This is a genomic window from Streptomyces sp. NPDC047042 (assembly GCF_040644035.1).
Classification (GTDB): Bacteria; Actinomycetota; Actinomycetes; order Streptomycetales; family Streptomycetaceae; genus Streptomyces.
Map to the genome: position 1 here is coordinate 112555 of NZ_JBEYVP010000004.1, position 14841 is coordinate 127395.

The window sequence follows — 14841 nt, forward strand, 5'->3', positions numbered from 1 at the left end:
GGAATCCCTATGGGGAAAATCAAGTCGACCCGTACTCTGTGACCATGGACGACGCGGCGATGGTCGGCTTGATGGGGCGGGTGACGGGCACGATCGGGCCGGGGCTGGTCGGCGAGGTCATCGTCCGGGTGCGCGGTGGCGCCGAGCACTTCCTTGCGTACCCCGCTTCGCCACAGGACCGTATCGAGCGCGGGACGGTGGTCATGGTCGTCGAGTACCTGCCGCCGCGCACCGTGTACGTCACCAACGCGTACGACGGCTGAGCACGCCGGGCGCGCGGCCGTGGCGGCCGTACGTCTGCGGATGATCACGTCTGCGTCAAGCTTGCAACAAGGATTCCGCAGCCGCTGTACCCGGGCCCCGCACAGGAGCACCCTTGCGTCGTTCGGTGCCGACAGGGCACCAGGCCAAGGGGGCGTATGCCGATGTTCGTCGGCGTCGTTGCGGGGGTCGCGGTAGTCGCCGTCCTCGCACTCATCGGTGTGTTCAAGATGATGTGGCGGGTCGCTGAACCCAACGAGGCACTCATCATCTCCGGTTCCAACCACAGGACCGAGGGCCTTACGGAAGGCATGGGGTTCCGCATCGTCACCGGGCGGGGCACGCTCGTGCTGCCCGGGGTGCAGGCGGTGCGCAAGATCTCGCTCGACCTGAACGAGACCGAACTGCACGTGGACTGCGTGACCACGCAGGGCATTCCGCTCAAGGTGCGGGGCGTCGTCATCTTCAAGGTGGGCGACGACTTCGTGTCGATCGCGAACGCGGGCCGCCGTTTCCTCGACCAGCAGAAGATGATGTCGGAGCGGGTGCACAACGTGTTCGCCGGTCATCTGCGGTCCATCGTCGGCGGGTTGACCGTCGAGGAGATGATCCGCGACCGCGAGAAGCTCACCGGACAGACCCGGGCCGCGTGCGGCACGGAGATGGAGAAGCTCGGGCTGATCGTCGACTCGCTCCAGATCCACGAGATCGAGGACCCGACCGGGTACATCAAGAACCTCGCCATGCCGCACGCCGCCGCCGTCCAGCGGGACGCGCGCATCGCGCAGGCCGAGGCCAACCGGCTCGCCACCGAGGCCGAGCAGAAGGCCGCGGCGCGGATGTCGGAGGCCACCCGGGACAGCGAGATCCTGCAGGCCGGCTACCAGGCCGAGCGCGACAAGGCGGCGGCGAAGGCCCGTCAGGCCGGACCGCTCGCCGACGCCGCCGCCCGGCAGGACGTCGTCGTCCAGGAGACGCGCATCGCCGAACTCGACGCCCTGCGCCGGGAACAGCAGCTCCAGGCGGACGTCCGCAAGCCGGCCGACGCGAAGGCCTACGAGACGCGGGCGCGGGCCGAGGCCGAGCGTGACGCACGGATCTCGGCGGCAGAGGCCAAGGCCAAGGAGACCGAGCTCGCCGCCCTGGCCGAGGCGAACCGGGTCAAGACGGCCGCCACCGCCGAGGCCGAGGCGACCAAGGCACGCGGTGCGGCCGCCGCCATGGCGACCCGGGCCACCGGTGAGGCCGAGGCCGCCGCGTCGCAGGCCAAGGGGCTCGCCGCCGCCGAGGCGACGAGGGCGAAGGGGCTCGCGGAGGCGGAGGCCATCAAGGCGCGGGCCGCCGCGCTCGCCGAGAACCAGGAGGCGGTGGTCGCCCAGCAACTCGCCGAGAACTGGCCGGAGATCGTCAAGGCCGGCGCGTCCGCGTTCGGCAGTGTCGACAACATGGTGGTCCTCAACGGCGCGGACGGCATGGCGGAGATGCTCGCCAAGGCGCTCACCATGGGCGGCACGGGACTGGGGCTGGCACGGCAGCTGCTGGCATCCATGAACCAGAACGGGCAGACGCCGAACGGGACTTCGGCCCTGAACGGACTGGCCGCGCCCGGAGTGCAGAAGGTGACCGTGGAGAAGGACCAGGGGTGATGCGGTGAGGCGGTCCACGCAGGCTCTAACGTGAGCCTCGTGACTGCCTTCACCGATGCCGATGTCCCGGGCCGCTACGGCCCCTCCGCCACCACCGAGGCCGATCCTCGCGACGTCGGGCGGGTGCGTACGGAGTACTCACCCGCCCACGACGGCGATCCCGATCCCGGGGAGATCGTGTGGACCTGGGTGCCGTTCGAAGAGAACGACGGCAGGGGGAAGGACCGGCCCGTCCTGGTCGTCGCGCGCGAGGCCGGGGGGACGTTTCTCGCCGTTCAGTTGTCCAGCAAGCGGCACGACGGCGACCGCGAGTGGGTGGCCATCGGGAGCGGGCCGTGGGATCGGACCGGGCGGGACTCGTGGGTGGATGTGGACCGGGTGCTGCGGCTGTTCGAGGACGGGATGCGGCGGGAGGCCTGCGCGTTGGACCGTATGCGGTTCAACTCCGTTGTGCGGCGGTTGCGGGAGCGGTACGGGTGGGAGTGAGGTCGTCTTCACAGTGACGGTGCGTGGGGGCTTGTCGCGCAGTTCCCCGCGCCCCTAGGGGGCGAACGTACGCTCGAAAGGTGCCCTTGTTGTCTTGCCGCTCGTCCTGTCCAGGATTGCGAAGACGACCCTTTCGAATCTGCCCTCGAAACGGCCGCCCACCAGCAGGTTTCTGAAGGTGCCCGCCACTGCGGCCGGGTCGTTCTGGAAGACTCCGCAGCCCCAGGCGCCCAGCACCAGGCGGCTGTAGCCCTCCGTCGCGGCCGTTTCCAGGACGCGTTCCGCGCGGGACGCCAGGGCCTGCGGGAGGTCCGGCGCCCGTTCGGGGGACGTCCGGCGTACGACCCCCGCGTTCGGGGCCGCCGAGGTGAGGAAGCCGGCCGTGTACGGGGCGTCCAGGAGGCGGCCGCGGTCGTCGCGGAAGACCGGCACCCCGGGTGAGTGAATGACACGGTCCGTGTAGAACGGGTCGCGGTGAGCGCGGTGGTGGTCGTAGAACTCGCGCACCGTGATCAGGCAGGTGTACAGCGCCGAGGCCCGGCACAGGGCCTCTTCCTGGGCCTGCGCGCCGTTCAGGTAGCCGCCGCCCGGGTTGCGGGCCGAGGAGAAGTTCAGGACCGCCACCGGGCCGGGCAGTCGGCGCGCGGCCTCCAGGCTGCTTTCGCCGGTGACCTCGAAGACGGTGTCCAGGCGTGCGGCCGCCGGGGGTACGTCCAGCGGGCCCGGGCCGTACAGGCGGGTGCCCGCTCGGGCGGCCTCGATCGCCGCGGCGAGTGCCACCTCGCGTCCGTCGGACGCGCGATAGGAACCGGCCGCGACGATCTCCTCCGTTCCACGAGCGAGGTCGCGCAGGCGAGCGCTCATGGCGCCACCCCCGTGTGCGCCATGACCGTGCCCGGTACCCGCTCCCCCGCCGTGCTCATGCAGGCATCGTGGGCGATGCTGGACCTGCCGTGCAACAGAGTTTCCCGGGCGGGCGAACGGCCCGAAAACGCCATGGAAACGGAGATCCATTGTCCTGAAAGCGCTCATGTGCGCCCTTGTGCGATTCGGTGCGAGGGGTTTGGGTGGGACGTGCGATGCCTGTCCGGCCCACCAGAAGCCGGCCTGGCGGCATGCTGGAATCTCAGGAGGAAACCGACATGTCCGATTCGGTGAGTGACTGTACGACACCACGCACCGCCCTGTCCGAGGCCGAGGTCGAGGCCCTGGTCCGGGGAATCTGCTTCAAGACGGGACCGCCCCGCACCCTCGGTGTCGAGGTGGAATGGTTCGTCCACGAGCTGCGGCAGCCGCGGCTCCCCGTGTCACCCGAACGACTCGAAGCGGCCTACGCCGCACTGCGGACCCTGCCTCTCAGCTCGGCGCTCACCGTCGAACCGGGCGGTCAGCTGGAGCTCAGCTCCGCTCCCGCCGGCTCCCTGATGGAGTGCGTCAGGTCCGTCTCCGCCGACCTGGACGCCGTCCGCGCGGTACTGCGCGAGGACGGTCTCGGCCTCGTCGGTGTCGGCCAGGATCCCTGGCACCCGCCCCGCCGCTTCCTGCACGAGCCCCGGTACGACGCCCTGGAGCGCTGCCTCGACCTCACGGGCCCGGCCGGCCGCGCCATGATGTGCACCTCGGCCTCCGTGCAGGTGTGTCTCGACGCGGGCCACGAGGAGCCGGGCCCCCTCGGACACGTACGGCGCTGGTGGCTGGCGAACCAGCTCGGCCCGGTCCTCGTCGCCGCCTTCGCCAACTCCCCGCTCACCGATCGCGGCCCCACCGGCTGGCGTTCCCACCGGCAGCTGCTGTGGATGGACATCGGCGCGGGCAGAGCGGGCGCCCCGCCGCTGGACGCCGAGCCGCGCCTCGCGTGGGCCCGGCATGTGCTCGACGCCCCGGTGATGTGCGTACGCCGGGACAGCGGGCCGTGGGACGTGCCGGAGGACGGGCTGACGTTCCGGGAGTGGATCCGGACCGGGGTGCCCCGGCCGCCGACGCGCGAGGATCTCGACTACCACCTGACCACCCTGTTCCCGCCGGTCCGGCCGCGCGGCCATCTCGAACTGCGCATGATCGACGCCCAGCCGGGCGACGACGGCTGGATCGTCCCGCTCGCCGTCACTGCGGCCCTCTTCGACGACCCCGAGGCCGCCGAGCGGGCCTACCGGGCGGTCAAACCGCTCGCCGAGCGGGCCCTGTCGCTGCCCGCCCCGAACAATCCGCTGTGGACCGACGCGGCGCGTCACGCGCTGGCCGACCCGGAGCTGCGGGAGGTGGCCCACGTCTGCTTCTCGGCCGCTCTGGAGGCCCTCCCCCGGCTCGGCGCGAGCCGGGAGGTCGTCGACGCCGTCTCCGATTACCTCGACCGCTATGTCGTCCAAGGGCGTTGCCCCGCCGACGACCTGCTCGACCAGTTGCGCGACACGGACCGGCGCGCGCACGCGACCTCGTACGGGAAGGACCTCAGCACATGACCGAGCCCGCCCTGGATCCGGAGACGCTCCGGGAGCGCGCGCTCGCCGCGCTCACCACCGCGCGGGAGCGGACCGCGCTCCTCACCTCCGTCGAGGATCCCGAACTCACCGCGCAGCACTCGCCGTTGATGTCCCCGCTGGTGTGGGACCTGGCCCATATCGGCAACCAGGAGGAGATGTGGCTGCTGCGCGCGGTCGCCGGGCGGGAGGCGATGCGGCCCGAGATCGACGGCCTGTACGACGCCTTCGAGCACTCGCGCGCCGAACGGCCCTCGCTGCCGCTGCTGCCGCCCGACGAGGCCCGTAAGTACGCGGCGGAGGTACGCGGCCGGGCTCTGGACGTGCTGGAGAGCGCCTCGTTCGACGGTACGGGCACGCCGCTGACCGAGGCGGGGTTCGCCTTCGGGATGATCGCCCAGCACGAACAGCAGCACGACGAGACGATGCTGATCACCCATCAGCTGCGCAGGGGACCGGCGGTCCTGCACGCGCCGGACCCCGAGCCCGCTCCCCCGTTCACCGGTCCGGCCGAAGTCCTGGTCCCCGGTGGCCCGTTCACGATGGGCACCTCCACCGAGCCGTGGTCCCTGGACAACGAACGGCCCGCGCACCGGCGCGAGGTGGCGCCCTTCTTCATCGACACCACACCGGTGACGAACGCCGCCTATCAGGCGTTCATCGCGGACGGCGGCTACGAGGACCAGCGTTGGTGGACACCGGACGGCTGGGCACATGTCCGCCAACACTCCTTGTTCGCCCCGCTGTTCTGGTTCCGGGACGGCGGCCAGTGGCTTCGGCGCCGGTTCGGGGTCACCGAGGTGGTGCCACCGGACGAGCCCGTCGTACACGTCTGCTGGTTCGAGGCGGACGCGTACGCCCGCTGGGCCGGGCGCCGGCTGCCCACCGAGGCGGAGTGGGAGAAGGCCGCCCGGCACGACCCGGCGACCGACCGCTCCAGGCGCTACCCGTGGGGCGACGCCGACCCCGCCCCCCAGCACGCCAACCTCGGTCAGCGGCACCTGCGTCCGGCGCCCGCCGGAAGCTATCCGGCCGGGGAATCGCCGCTGGGCGTACGCCAGTTGATCGGCGATGTGTGGGAGTGGACGTCGAGCGACTTCCTGCCGTACCCGGGGTTCAGCATGTTCCCGTACAAGGAGTACTCGGAGGTGTTCTTCGGGCCCGAGTACAAGGTGCTGCGCGGTGGTTCGTTCGCCGTGGACGCGGTGGCCTGCCGGGGCACCTTCCGCAACTGGGACTATCCGATCCGGCGGCAGATCTTCTCCGGGTTCCGCACCGCCCGTACAGCGGAGGCCGGCTGATGTGCCGTCAACTGGCCTTTCTGGGGCCCCCGGAGGCGATCGGCACTGTGGTGGTGGAGCCGCCGCACGGGCTGTACCGGCAGTCCTGGGCGCCCCGGCACCAGCGGCACGGCACCGTCAACGCCGATGGTTTCGGGGTCGGTTGGTACGCGGAGGGCGATCCCGTACCGGCCCGCTACCGGCGGGCGGGGCCCATCTGGGCGGACCAGTCCTTCGCCGACCTCGCCCGGGTCGTACGGACCACCGCGCTGCTCGCCGCCGTGCGGGACGCGACGCTCGCCGGCGCCGACGCGGAGGCCGCCGCGGCGCCCTTCGCCGCCGGTGCCTGGCTGTTCGGGCACAACGGGGCGGTCATCGGCTGGCCGGGGTCCCTCGCGCCCCTCGTACGGTCCCTGCCCGGTGAGGAGTTGCTGTCGATGGAGGCGCGCTCCGACTCGGCGTTTCTGTGGGCGCTGGTGCTGCACCGGCTGCACGCCGGTGACGACGTGGGTCGGGCGCTGGCCCGCACCGTCCTCGAGGTCGACGCGGCGGCCCCCGGCTCCCGCCTCAACCTGCTGCTCACGGACGGCACGACGATCGCCGCGACCACCTGGGGCGACACCCTCTTCCACCTCACCGGACCCGGCCCCCGAACGGTGGTGGCGTCGGAACCGTACGACGACGATCCCCGCTGGCAGGAGGTGCCCGACCGCACCCTCGTCATCGCGAGCCGCACCGAGGTCCGGCTCAGCCCGCTCCAGGACCTGAGCGGCGACCTGGCATCCCTTGAAATGAGGCAGTCATGACCGGCCCGCGCTCCTACGGATACACCGACACCCTCGACGCCGAGCACTACACCAAGGCACTGCGCGCCGACATCAGCGGCGGGCTGACCAGCATCCCCAAGTCCACGGCACCCACCTGGTTCTACGACGCCCGGGGCAGCGAACTCTTCGAGGAGATCACCCAGCTCCCGGAATACCCCCTGTGGCGGGCGGAACTGGGGTTGCTCCAGCTGCACGCCCAGGACATCGCCGCGCGGACCGGCGCCCGCAGCCTGGTCGAGCTCGGGTCCGGGAGCTCGACGAAGTCCAAGCTGATCATCGAGGCACTGGATCCCAGCGGCCTTCACTACATTACGGTCGACGTCAGTGCCGACGCCCTCCATCAGGCCGGCGCCCAACTCGTCCAGGACTACCCGGGAATCCGCCTGCACGCCCTCCGGGCCGACTTCACGGCTCCCTTCGTCCTCCCGGCACTGCCCGATGACGGTTCACGGCTCATCGCCTTCCTCGGCAGCACGCTGGGCAATTTCCGGCGTCCCGCCCGCGGCCCGTTCCTCCGCGGGCTCCGAGACACCCTGCGGCCCCAGGACTTCCTTCTTCTCGGCGCCGACCTGGTCAAGACCGAGGAGGAAATGACCGCCGCATACGATGACGCTCAAGGCGTCACAGCGGAGTTCAACAAAAATCTGCTGCACGTCGTGAACCGCGAACTGAACGCCGACTTCGACCCCGACACCTTCGACCACGTCTCGGTGTGGAACGGAACGGAAAGTCTCATAGAAATGAGGCTGCGCAGCCGAGTCGAGCAGCTCGTCAAGGTCCGCGACCTCGACCTGGCGGTCAACTTCACGCGCGGAGAGGAATGGATCACCGAGCGGAGCGCCAAATTCACTCTCGCCGGACTCCAGGAAGAAATGACTGCCGCCGGCCTCCGCACGAATGAGATCTGGGCCGACAAAAACGCCGGCTTCGCACTCATCCTCGCCACCGCTCACTGAACACCGCACCAGAAGATGCGCGGAACATGGTCAGGCGGAATGATTTCCCCATCATGGGTGCGCGTGACCGGCTCCCCCAGTGACCATGAAAAGGCAGATCGAATCATGCCGAAGAAACCACGTCCGTCCGAGCCACCGCATGGGAAGGGCCCCAGCCGTCACCAGGGCACCGGGCAGCACGGCTGGTCGCCGGATGCCGATGAGACCCGTCAGCAGGACAATCCGAGTGCTCACCGCTCCTTCCATCCGGCTGAGCACGCCGAAGAAAGAGGCCGGGGCCGGACCAAGTCCCCGGAGGAGAAGAAGTCCGTTCCCGGCGACACGGTCAAGAGTGTCGGTGCGAGGGGCGAGGAGTACGGCGACGCCGACGAGAAGGGCAGACACGACACCGGCCGCAAGGGCCGCTCCCAGCGCCCGAGCGGCACCAGGGACGCTTCTGCCAAGACCGGCGTGGACCCGCAGGACCCGCCGCCCGGGCGCTGACCCGGCCAGGGCTGGTCAGAACCGGGCAGGGGCTGTCCGGCAGAGAGGCAGCGCGGTTCTCCTCCGCCCCGCTCCGCCGGACAGGCCCTGACGCCAGGCCCGTATCAGCAGATCCGCGGCAGCTGCTCCCCGATCGGCAGATCGACCACCCGCGTTCCCCCCAGGCCGGTCCGGGACACGACCATGCCGGGATGCGCCTCGACGACCTCACCGATGACCACGGAGTCCGCCCCCAAGGGGTGGGCTCTCATCGCTTCCAGGACGGCGTCGGCATGCTCGCGGGGGACGAAGGCCACCAGTTTGCCCTCGTTGGCGATGTACATGGGATCCAGGCCGAGAATGGCGCAGGCATTGGCCACGGCCGGCGGGACCGGCACGTCCCGTTCCCGGATGACCACCCCCGTGCCGGAGGCCTGCGCGATCTCGTTGAGCGTGGCCGCCAGGCCGCCCCGGGTAGGATCGCGCAGTACGTGCAGATCAGGGGTGACGGCGAGCATGGCGTCGACCAGGCCGCCGAGCGCCGCACAGTCGCTCTTGATCTCCACTCCGAACTCCAGGCCCTCGCGCACGCTCATGACCGCCACCCCGTGGACCCCGATCGCGCCGCTGACGATCACGACGTCCCCGGGGACCACCCGCTGCGGACGCAGATCGACACCCGCGGGGACGAGCCCGATGCCCGCGGTGTTGATGTAGATCCCGTCACCGTGGCCGGCCTCCACCACCTTGGTGTCACCGGTGGCCACCTCCACACCGGCACTGCGCGCGGCCGCACCCAGCGCCTCGGACACCCGTGCGACCAGGTCCAGCTCGACCCCCTCCTCCAGGATGAATCCGCAGGAGAGATAGGCGGCGCGGGCGCCGCTCATCGCGAGGTCGTTGACGGTCCCGTTGACCGCCAGATCGCCGATGCTGCCGCCGGGAAAGAACAACGGCCGCACCACGTACGAGTCGGTGGAGAACGCGAGCCGGGCTCCGCCGAGGGAGACGACGGCGGCATCACCCATCTGGGCGAGCACCTCGCCCCCGAAGGCGGGCGCGAAGACCTGCTGGACCAGTTCGGCGGAGAGGACGCCACCACCGCCGTGACCCATGACGACGCGAGGCCGGTCACGTACCGGTGTGGGGCACGTCCACCCTTCGAGGTCCAGGGCGGGTACGGGGAGATCGGTGAGGTCGGTGGTCTCAGACAACGGGGGTCGCCTCCCGGGCCGTCGTGGTGGTGGGGATGTCCAGACGCCGGTAGAGGTAGTACGCCGCGCAGGCGCCCTCGCTGGAGACCATGGTGGCGCCCAGCGGAGTGCGGGGGGTGCACAGGGTGCCGAAGGCCTCGCACTCGTGCGGCTTGAGCAGGCCCTGCAGGACCTCTCCGGCGCGGCACTCGGCCGGTTCGGTCGTCCGGATTCCGCCGACCTGGAAGCGGTGCTCGGCGTCGTGGTCGCGGTACTTCGGGGACAGCCTCCAGCCGCTGTCGGGGATCACCCCGATGCCGCGCCAGGCGCGGTCGGTGACCTCGAAGACGTCCTCCAGCATGGCTCGGGCAGCCGCGTTGCCCTCCGGGCGTACGGCCCGGGCGTAGGCGTTGTCCACGGTGTGCTCACCGCGTTCCAGCTGGCGGACGGCCCGGCGCACGCCTTCGAGGATGTCCAGCGGCTCGAAGCCGGTCACGACGATCGGGACACGGAAGCGTTCCGCCAGTTCCGGGTACTCCCCCACGCCCATCACGCTGCAGACGTGCCCGGCCGCGAGGAAGCCCTGCACCCGGCAGCTCGGCGACGACATGATCGCCTCGATGGCCGGGGGCACCCGGACATGGGACACCAGCATGCTGAAGTTCCGGATGCCCAGCTTCCGCGCCTGATGGACCGTCATGGCGTTGGGAGGTGCCGTCGTCTCGAAGCCGATCCCGAAGAACACCACCTCGCGGTCCGGGTTCTGGCGCGCGATCCGCAGCGCGTCGAGCGGCGAGTAGACGACGCGTACGTCACCGCCTTCCGCGCGGACCTGGAACAGGTCCCGTCCGGTGCCCGGCACGCGCAGCATGTCACCGAAGGAGCAGAAGATCACCTCGGGTCGGGAGGCGATCTCCAGGGCCTTGTCGATGACCTCCAGCGGGGTCACACACACAGGGCAGCCCGGCCCGTGGATCAACTCGACCTGCTCCGGCAGGAGTTGGTCGATGCCGTGCCGGATGATGCTGTGCGTCTGCCCTCCGCACACCTCCATCAGGGCCCACGGCCTGGTCACCGTGGCGTGGATGTCGTCGAGGAGCCGACGCGCCAGCTCCGGGTCCTGGAACTCGTCGATGTACTTCACTGGTTGCGCACCTCTTCCACCGGGTCCATGCCCGCCTCCGCCGCCGCCGTCTCCCAGGGGTCGCCGAACTCCTCCTGCAACAGGCCGAGTTCGGCGAAGAGTTCAAGCGTCTGCCGTGCCGACTCCTCGTCCAGCCGTTGCAGGGCGAACCCGACGTGGACGATGGCGTACTCGCCGACCTGCAGGTCGGGCAGGTACTCCAGGCACACCTCCTTGACCACTCCGCCGAAGTCGACGGTGGCCATCCGGGTGCCGTCCCGTTCCTCGATGTCCAGCACTCTGCCGGGTACCGCCAGGCACATGAGCCTCTCCTCGCTGTGGGTCGCGCGTTGCTCAGTCGGCGGGGGTGGCGCGGGCCGCCACCATCAGCTGGCCCAGCGCCAGTCCGCCGTCGTTGGGCGGCACCAGGTGGTGCCGCAGGACCGTGAAGCCGTCCGCGCCCAGGGCGGCGGCGCAGGCCGAGGAGAGCAGCGTGTTGGCGAACACGCCTCCGGTCAGGGCGACCGTGTCCAGCCCGTGCCGCTCGCGCGCCCGCGCGCAGACGCGGCGCACCAGATCGGTCACAGCCCGGTGGAAGCGGGCCGCGACCAGGGCCGGCCCGATGCCCGCGCGCACATCGCCGACGATCGCCGCGAGTACGGGTGCCGGATCGGCCCGTACGACGCCGCCTCCGCTCCCGTTCCCCTCCGACGACGCGTGCAGGGCGAAGGCGTAGGCGGTGGTGTCCCCGGCGGGCGCGTGCAGGGCTGCCCCCTCCAGCTCGACGGCGGCCTGTGCCTCGTATCCGGCTCGGTGGCACACCCCGGCGAGTGAGGACACAGCGTCGAAGAGCCGGCCCATGCTGGACGTGGGGACGCAGTTCAGATCGCGCGCCAACTGCTGTCGCAGCAGGCGGAGTTCGTCGGGCGGGCAGGCGGCCGTACAGGCGAGGTCGGCGGACCAGTCGATCCCGGCCGCCCTCAGATGGGCCAGCGCCATGCGGTACGGCCGGCGCACCGCCGCGTCGCCCCCGGGCAGCGGAACGTAGGCGAGGTGCCCGAAACGGGTGAAGCCGTCGTAGTCGGCGAGCAGGAACTCCCCGCCCCACACGGCGCCGTCGTCGCCGTGGCCGGTGCCGTCGAAGGCGACGCCGATCACCGGCCTGGTGCCGTCCAGTCCGTGCTCGGCCATCGCTGCGGCCACGTGCGCGTGATGGTGCTGGACGCGCACGACGGGCCGGTGCGCCGCGTTCCGGTCGGCCCAGCGGGCGGAGCGGTAGCCGGGATGCCGGTCGGAGACCAGGGTCTCGGGCCGCACCCCGGTGATGGACTCCAACTGCGTCACCGCGCGCTCGAAGGCCCACTGTGTGCCGACGTCGTCCATGTCGCCGATGTGCGCCGACAGCCAGGCGCGGTGACCCGACCCCAGGCAGAAGGCGTTCTTCAGGTCGCCGCCGACCGCGAGGGCCGGCCGTACGGGCAGCGGGAGGGACACCGGCAACGGGGCGTAGCCACGTGAGCGGCGGACGACCAGCGGCTCCCCGTCGCAGACGCGGACCACGGAGTCGTCGCAGGGCACGTGGATGGGCCGGTCGTGCGTGAGCCAGGCGTCGGCCAGGTGCGCGAGCCGCTCCAGCGCCTCGGTGTCGTCGGTGACGATCGGCTCACCGGACACGTTGCCGCTGGTCATGACGAGCAGCCGGGGGCCGTCCGCGTCGCCGGGCAGGCCGAGCAGCAGATGGTGCAGGGGCGTGTACGGCAGCATCACACCGAGGTCGGGGCTGCCGGGCGCGACGGCCGCGGCGGGCCGGGGATCCCCGGCCGCGCAGGACGAGTGCGGACGCCGTCTCATCAGTACGACCGGCCTTGTCGGGCCTTCGAGGAGGCTCTGCTCCTGAGGGCTGAGCCGGACGAGGTGCCGGACGTCGTCCGAGGTCCTGGCCATGACGGCGAACGGCTTGTCGCCGCGCGCCTTCCGGTGTCGTAGGAGGGCGACCGCCGCCTGGTTCGTGGCATCGCAGGCCAGGTGGTAGCCGCCGAGGCCCTTCACGGCGAGGATCGCGCCCCGCGTCAGCAGGGCGCGCGCCTCGGTGACCGGGTCCGCCCCCTCGGCAGTCCCGAGTCCTGGCTCCGGTCCGGTGACCAGCCGCAGCCGCGGACCGCAGGCCGGACAGGCCACCGGCTGCGCGTGGAAACGACGGTCGGCGGGATCGGCGTACTCCCGGGCGCAGTCGCGGCACATCGCGAAACCGGCCATGGTGGTGCCCGCCCGGTCGTACGGCACGCCGGTGACGATCGTGAAGCGCGGGCCGCAGTGGGTGCAGTTGACGAACGGGTGGCGGTAGCGGCGGTCCGCCGGGTCGGCCAGCTCGGTGAGGCAGTCGGCGCAAGTGGCGGAGTCCGGGGAGACCAGGGTGCGGGCCGGTCCGCCGGAGCGGGAGGCGAGGATGGTGAACGCGGTGCCGCCCGCGCAGGGCAGCTCCCGGTGGTGGACGGACTCCACGCGGGCCAGCGGGGGTGCCTCGGCGGCGATCCGGTCGCAGAAGCGGGCCACGGCCGAGGCGGTGCCCTCGACCTCCACGACGACGCCCTCGGGAGTGTTGGTCACATGTCCGGCCAGGGTGAGTTCGGTGGCGAGGCCGTACAGATAGGGCCGGAAGCCCACGCCCTGCACCACTCCCCGGACGGTGACCCGGCGGCGTCGTGGAGTGTCCTCGGCGACGGCGGCCGGCGCCTGCGCACCGCTCACGGGTGAGTGTGGGCCATGGTGCCGGTGGCCTCCGGGTGCGCGTGGGTGTGGAGGGTGTCCGCGTGCGTGTGGACCGTGTCCGCGTGCGGGTGACCGTGGTGACGGGGCTGCTGCCGGGCCATGACCGGCGCGTGCACGGGTGCGCCCTCCACTGCTGCCATCGCCCGGTCGAGCAGCACACCGACCCCCTGCCCCCGGCGTGCCGAGGTCAGGACCACCTCGACTCCCGGGTTGACCTGCTCCACGTTCGCGCGGAACGCGGCCTCGTCGAACTCGACGGCCTGAGCGATGTCGGTCTTGGTGACCACGACCAGGTGCGCGAGGCCGAAGGCGGTGGGGTACTTGAGCGGTTTGTCCTCGCCCTCCGTCACGGAGGCGAGGGTGACCCGCAGTGTCTCCCCCAGGTCGTAGGAGGCCGGGCAGACCAGGTTGCCGACGTTCTCCACGAACAGCAGCCGGGTGTCGTCGGGCAGCCACCCGTCCAGGTGGTCGGCGAGCATGCCCGATTCCAGATGGCACAGTCCGTCGGTGAGCACCTGTTTGACGGGGACGCCCGAACGCGCAAGGCGTGCCGCGTCGTTCTCGGTGGCCAGGTCGGCGGTCAGCGCCGCGACGGGAACCGACCGCTCCCGTGCCGCCGTCAGTTCGCGCTCCAGCAGCGCGGTCTTGCCACTGCCCGGACTGGACAGCAGGTTGACGACGGCGGTGCCTCGCGCCGCGAGGTGTGCGCGCAGTTCATGAGCGCTCGCGTCGTTCTTGGCGAGTACGGCCTGGCGCAGGTCGACGACACGGCACATGGTTCAGCGCTCCTCGGAGATCGGTTCGCGGGTCGGCGCGGGCAGGGGACCGCCGTCCTCCCAGTGCACGTCGAGGATCTGCAGCTCCCGGCCCGCGAGCAGGTCGGTACACGCCCTGCCGCACTCCGGGCAGGTCAGCCGGGGTGGCATGCCCACGGCCCAGTCGAGCGCGCAGGGCGCGCAGCGGGCTTTTCCCGGCACCGCCTCGGTAATCAGTTCGGCGCCTTCCAGCAGGGTTCCGGCGCAGGCCAGTTCGAAGCAGAAGGCGAGCGAATCGGGTACGACACCGGCCAGTTCGCCCACCTGGAGCCGTACCGACCGCACCGCCGTGACGTCACCGGCCCGGGTGGCGGCCTCTGCGACCTGGTCGACGACGGCCAGCGCGACGGACATCTCGTGCATGGGGCTCCGTCCTTCCGCGGCCTGCCTCCGGTCGGCCTTCATTAGAGGTGCGCGCACCCGGGTCACGCGGCCCGGCGCGCCGTCACGGGGCCGGCGGGTACGCCGTTCGACGCAACCGCACGGCCCACCGAGTGGCGACCGTCATTCACATCCGTCGGATCCGCAGATAGCGCCTGACGTCGG

Annotated in this window: 15 protein-coding genes; 8 read left to right on the top strand and 7 right to left on the bottom strand. The window is 71.3% G+C overall.

Features of this window, described 5'->3' with window-relative positions; genetic code table 11:
- Nucleotides 1–44 precede the first annotated feature (44 nt).
- The 3 genes from ABZ855_RS05625 to ABZ855_RS05635 all read left to right on the top strand — a co-directional run bounded on the left by ABZ855_RS05625 (nucleotide 45) and on the right by ABZ855_RS05635 (nucleotide 2393).
- Nucleotides 45–263, top strand: coding sequence for a hypothetical protein (locus ABZ855_RS05625; protein ID WP_360801404.1), 219 nt, complete (start codon nucleotides 45–47; stop codon nucleotides 261–263).
- Between the two features lie 156 nt (nucleotides 264–419).
- Nucleotides 420–1907, top strand: coding sequence for an SPFH domain-containing protein (locus ABZ855_RS05630; protein ID WP_360801407.1), 1488 nt, complete (start codon nucleotides 420–422; stop codon nucleotides 1905–1907).
- 39 nt (nucleotides 1908–1946) lie between these two features.
- Nucleotides 1947–2393 carry a type II toxin-antitoxin system PemK/MazF family toxin gene (locus ABZ855_RS05635; protein ID WP_319202003.1) on the top strand — a complete coding sequence of 149 codons (447 nt, stop codon included), beginning with the start codon at nucleotides 1947–1949 and terminating at the stop codon, nucleotides 2391–2393.
- A gap of 54 nt (nucleotides 2394–2447) precedes the next feature.
- On the opposite strand, the gene ABZ855_RS05640 is transcribed toward ABZ855_RS05635, so the two are convergent.
- A complete protein-coding gene (locus ABZ855_RS05640) occupies nucleotides 2448–3257 on the bottom strand; it encodes a TIGR02452 family protein (RefSeq protein WP_360801412.1) in 810 nt (269 codons plus the stop codon).
- A gap of 278 nt (nucleotides 3258–3535) precedes the next feature.
- Between ABZ855_RS05640 and egtA the strand changes: the two genes are divergently transcribed.
- The 5 genes from egtA to ABZ855_RS05665 all read left to right on the top strand — a co-directional run bounded on the left by egtA (nucleotide 3536) and on the right by ABZ855_RS05665 (nucleotide 8416).
- A complete protein-coding gene (egtA, locus tag ABZ855_RS05645) occupies nucleotides 3536–4852 on the top strand; it encodes an ergothioneine biosynthesis glutamate--cysteine ligase EgtA (RefSeq protein ID WP_360801415.1) in 1317 nt (438 codons plus the stop codon).
- Complete coding sequence (egtB, locus tag ABZ855_RS05650; RefSeq protein ID WP_360801418.1) at nucleotides 4849–6171, top strand: ergothioneine biosynthesis protein EgtB; 1323 nt, start codon at nucleotides 4849–4851, stop codon at nucleotides 6169–6171. Before egtA ends, egtB begins: the two co-directional genes overlap by 4 nt.
- Nucleotides 6171–6956: an ergothioneine biosynthesis protein EgtC gene (gene egtC / locus ABZ855_RS05655; RefSeq protein ID WP_360801421.1), complete on the top strand. Its 786-nt coding sequence runs from the start codon at nucleotides 6171–6173 to the stop codon at nucleotides 6954–6956. The genes egtB and egtC overlap by 1 nt, the downstream gene beginning before the upstream one ends.
- Nucleotides 6953–7933 (top strand): L-histidine N(alpha)-methyltransferase, encoded by a 981-nt coding sequence (gene egtD / locus ABZ855_RS05660; RefSeq protein ID WP_360801424.1) that lies wholly within the window; start codon nucleotides 6953–6955, stop codon nucleotides 7931–7933. Before egtC ends, egtD begins: the two co-directional genes overlap by 4 nt.
- Nucleotides 7934–8038: 105 nt before the next feature.
- A complete protein-coding gene (locus ABZ855_RS05665) occupies nucleotides 8039–8416 on the top strand; it encodes a hypothetical protein (protein ID WP_360801427.1) in 378 nt (125 codons plus the stop codon).
- Nucleotides 8417–8520: 104 nt separating this feature from the next.
- Here the strand turns inward: ABZ855_RS05665 and hypE are convergent, their stop codons facing one another.
- Genes hypE through ABZ855_RS05695 form a run of 6 tightly spaced genes read right to left on the bottom strand, consistent with a single transcriptional unit; the run spans nucleotide 8521 to nucleotide 14658 of the window.
- On the bottom strand, nucleotides 8521–9609 hold the full coding sequence (gene hypE, locus ABZ855_RS05670) for a hydrogenase expression/formation protein HypE (protein ID WP_360801430.1): 1089 nt from the start codon (nucleotides 9607–9609) through the stop codon (nucleotides 8521–8523).
- Complete coding sequence (gene hypD / locus ABZ855_RS05675; RefSeq protein ID WP_360801433.1) at nucleotides 9602–10732, bottom strand: hydrogenase formation protein HypD; 1131 nt, start codon at nucleotides 10730–10732, stop codon at nucleotides 9602–9604. The genes hypE and hypD overlap by 8 nt, the downstream gene beginning before the upstream one ends.
- The gene (locus ABZ855_RS05680) at nucleotides 10729–11034 is read right to left on the bottom strand and encodes a HypC/HybG/HupF family hydrogenase formation chaperone (protein ID WP_318323176.1); all 306 of its coding nucleotides are present in this window, start codon (nucleotides 11032–11034) and stop codon (nucleotides 10729–10731) included. The genes hypD and ABZ855_RS05680 overlap by 4 nt, the downstream gene beginning before the upstream one ends.
- Nucleotides 11035–11065: 31 nt before the next feature.
- Entirely contained in the window at nucleotides 11066–13459 is a 2394-nt protein-coding gene (gene hypF, locus ABZ855_RS05685) for a carbamoyltransferase HypF (RefSeq protein ID WP_360801437.1), read from the bottom strand.
- Nucleotides 13456–14256 carry a hydrogenase nickel incorporation protein HypB gene (hypB, locus tag ABZ855_RS05690; RefSeq protein ID WP_360801440.1) on the bottom strand — a complete coding sequence of 267 codons (801 nt, stop codon included), beginning with the start codon at nucleotides 14254–14256 and terminating at the stop codon, nucleotides 13456–13458. The genes hypF and hypB overlap by 4 nt, the downstream gene beginning before the upstream one ends.
- A 3-nt stretch (nucleotides 14257–14259) precedes the next feature.
- The gene (locus ABZ855_RS05695; RefSeq protein ID WP_360801443.1) at nucleotides 14260–14658 is read right to left on the bottom strand and encodes a hydrogenase maturation nickel metallochaperone HypA; all 399 of its coding nucleotides are present in this window, start codon (nucleotides 14656–14658) and stop codon (nucleotides 14260–14262) included.
- Nucleotides 14659–14841 lie beyond the last annotated feature (183 nt).

Coding starts and splice junctions, on each gene's coding strand:
- ABZ855_RS05665 (WP_360801427.1), top strand. CDS start 8,039: ATGCCGAAGAAACCACGTCCGTCCGAGCCACCGCATGGGAAGGGCCCC.
- egtD (WP_360801424.1), top strand. CDS start 6,953: ATGACCGGCCCGCGCTCCTACGGATACACCGACACCCTCGACGCCGAG.
- egtC (WP_360801421.1), top strand. CDS start 6,171: ATGTGCCGTCAACTGGCCTTTCTGGGGCCCCCGGAGGCGATCGGCACT.
- egtB (WP_360801418.1), top strand. CDS start 4,849: ATGACCGAGCCCGCCCTGGATCCGGAGACGCTCCGGGAGCGCGCGCTC.
- ABZ855_RS05680 (WP_318323176.1), bottom strand. CDS start 11,034: ATGTGCCTGGCGGTACCCGGCAGAGTGCTGGACATCGAGGAACGGGAC.
- ABZ855_RS05630 (WP_360801407.1), top strand. CDS start 420: ATGCCGATGTTCGTCGGCGTCGTTGCGGGGGTCGCGGTAGTCGCCGTC.
- ABZ855_RS05695 (WP_360801443.1), bottom strand. CDS start 14,658: ATGCACGAGATGTCCGTCGCGCTGGCCGTCGTCGACCAGGTCGCAGAG.
- hypB (WP_360801440.1), bottom strand. CDS start 14,256: ATGTGCCGTGTCGTCGACCTGCGCCAGGCCGTACTCGCCAAGAACGAC.
- ABZ855_RS05625 (WP_360801404.1), top strand. CDS start 45: ATGGACGACGCGGCGATGGTCGGCTTGATGGGGCGGGTGACGGGCACG.
- ABZ855_RS05640 (WP_360801412.1), bottom strand. CDS start 3,257: ATGAGCGCTCGCCTGCGCGACCTCGCTCGTGGAACGGAGGAGATCGTC.
- egtA (WP_360801415.1), top strand. CDS start 3,536: ATGTCCGATTCGGTGAGTGACTGTACGACACCACGCACCGCCCTGTCC.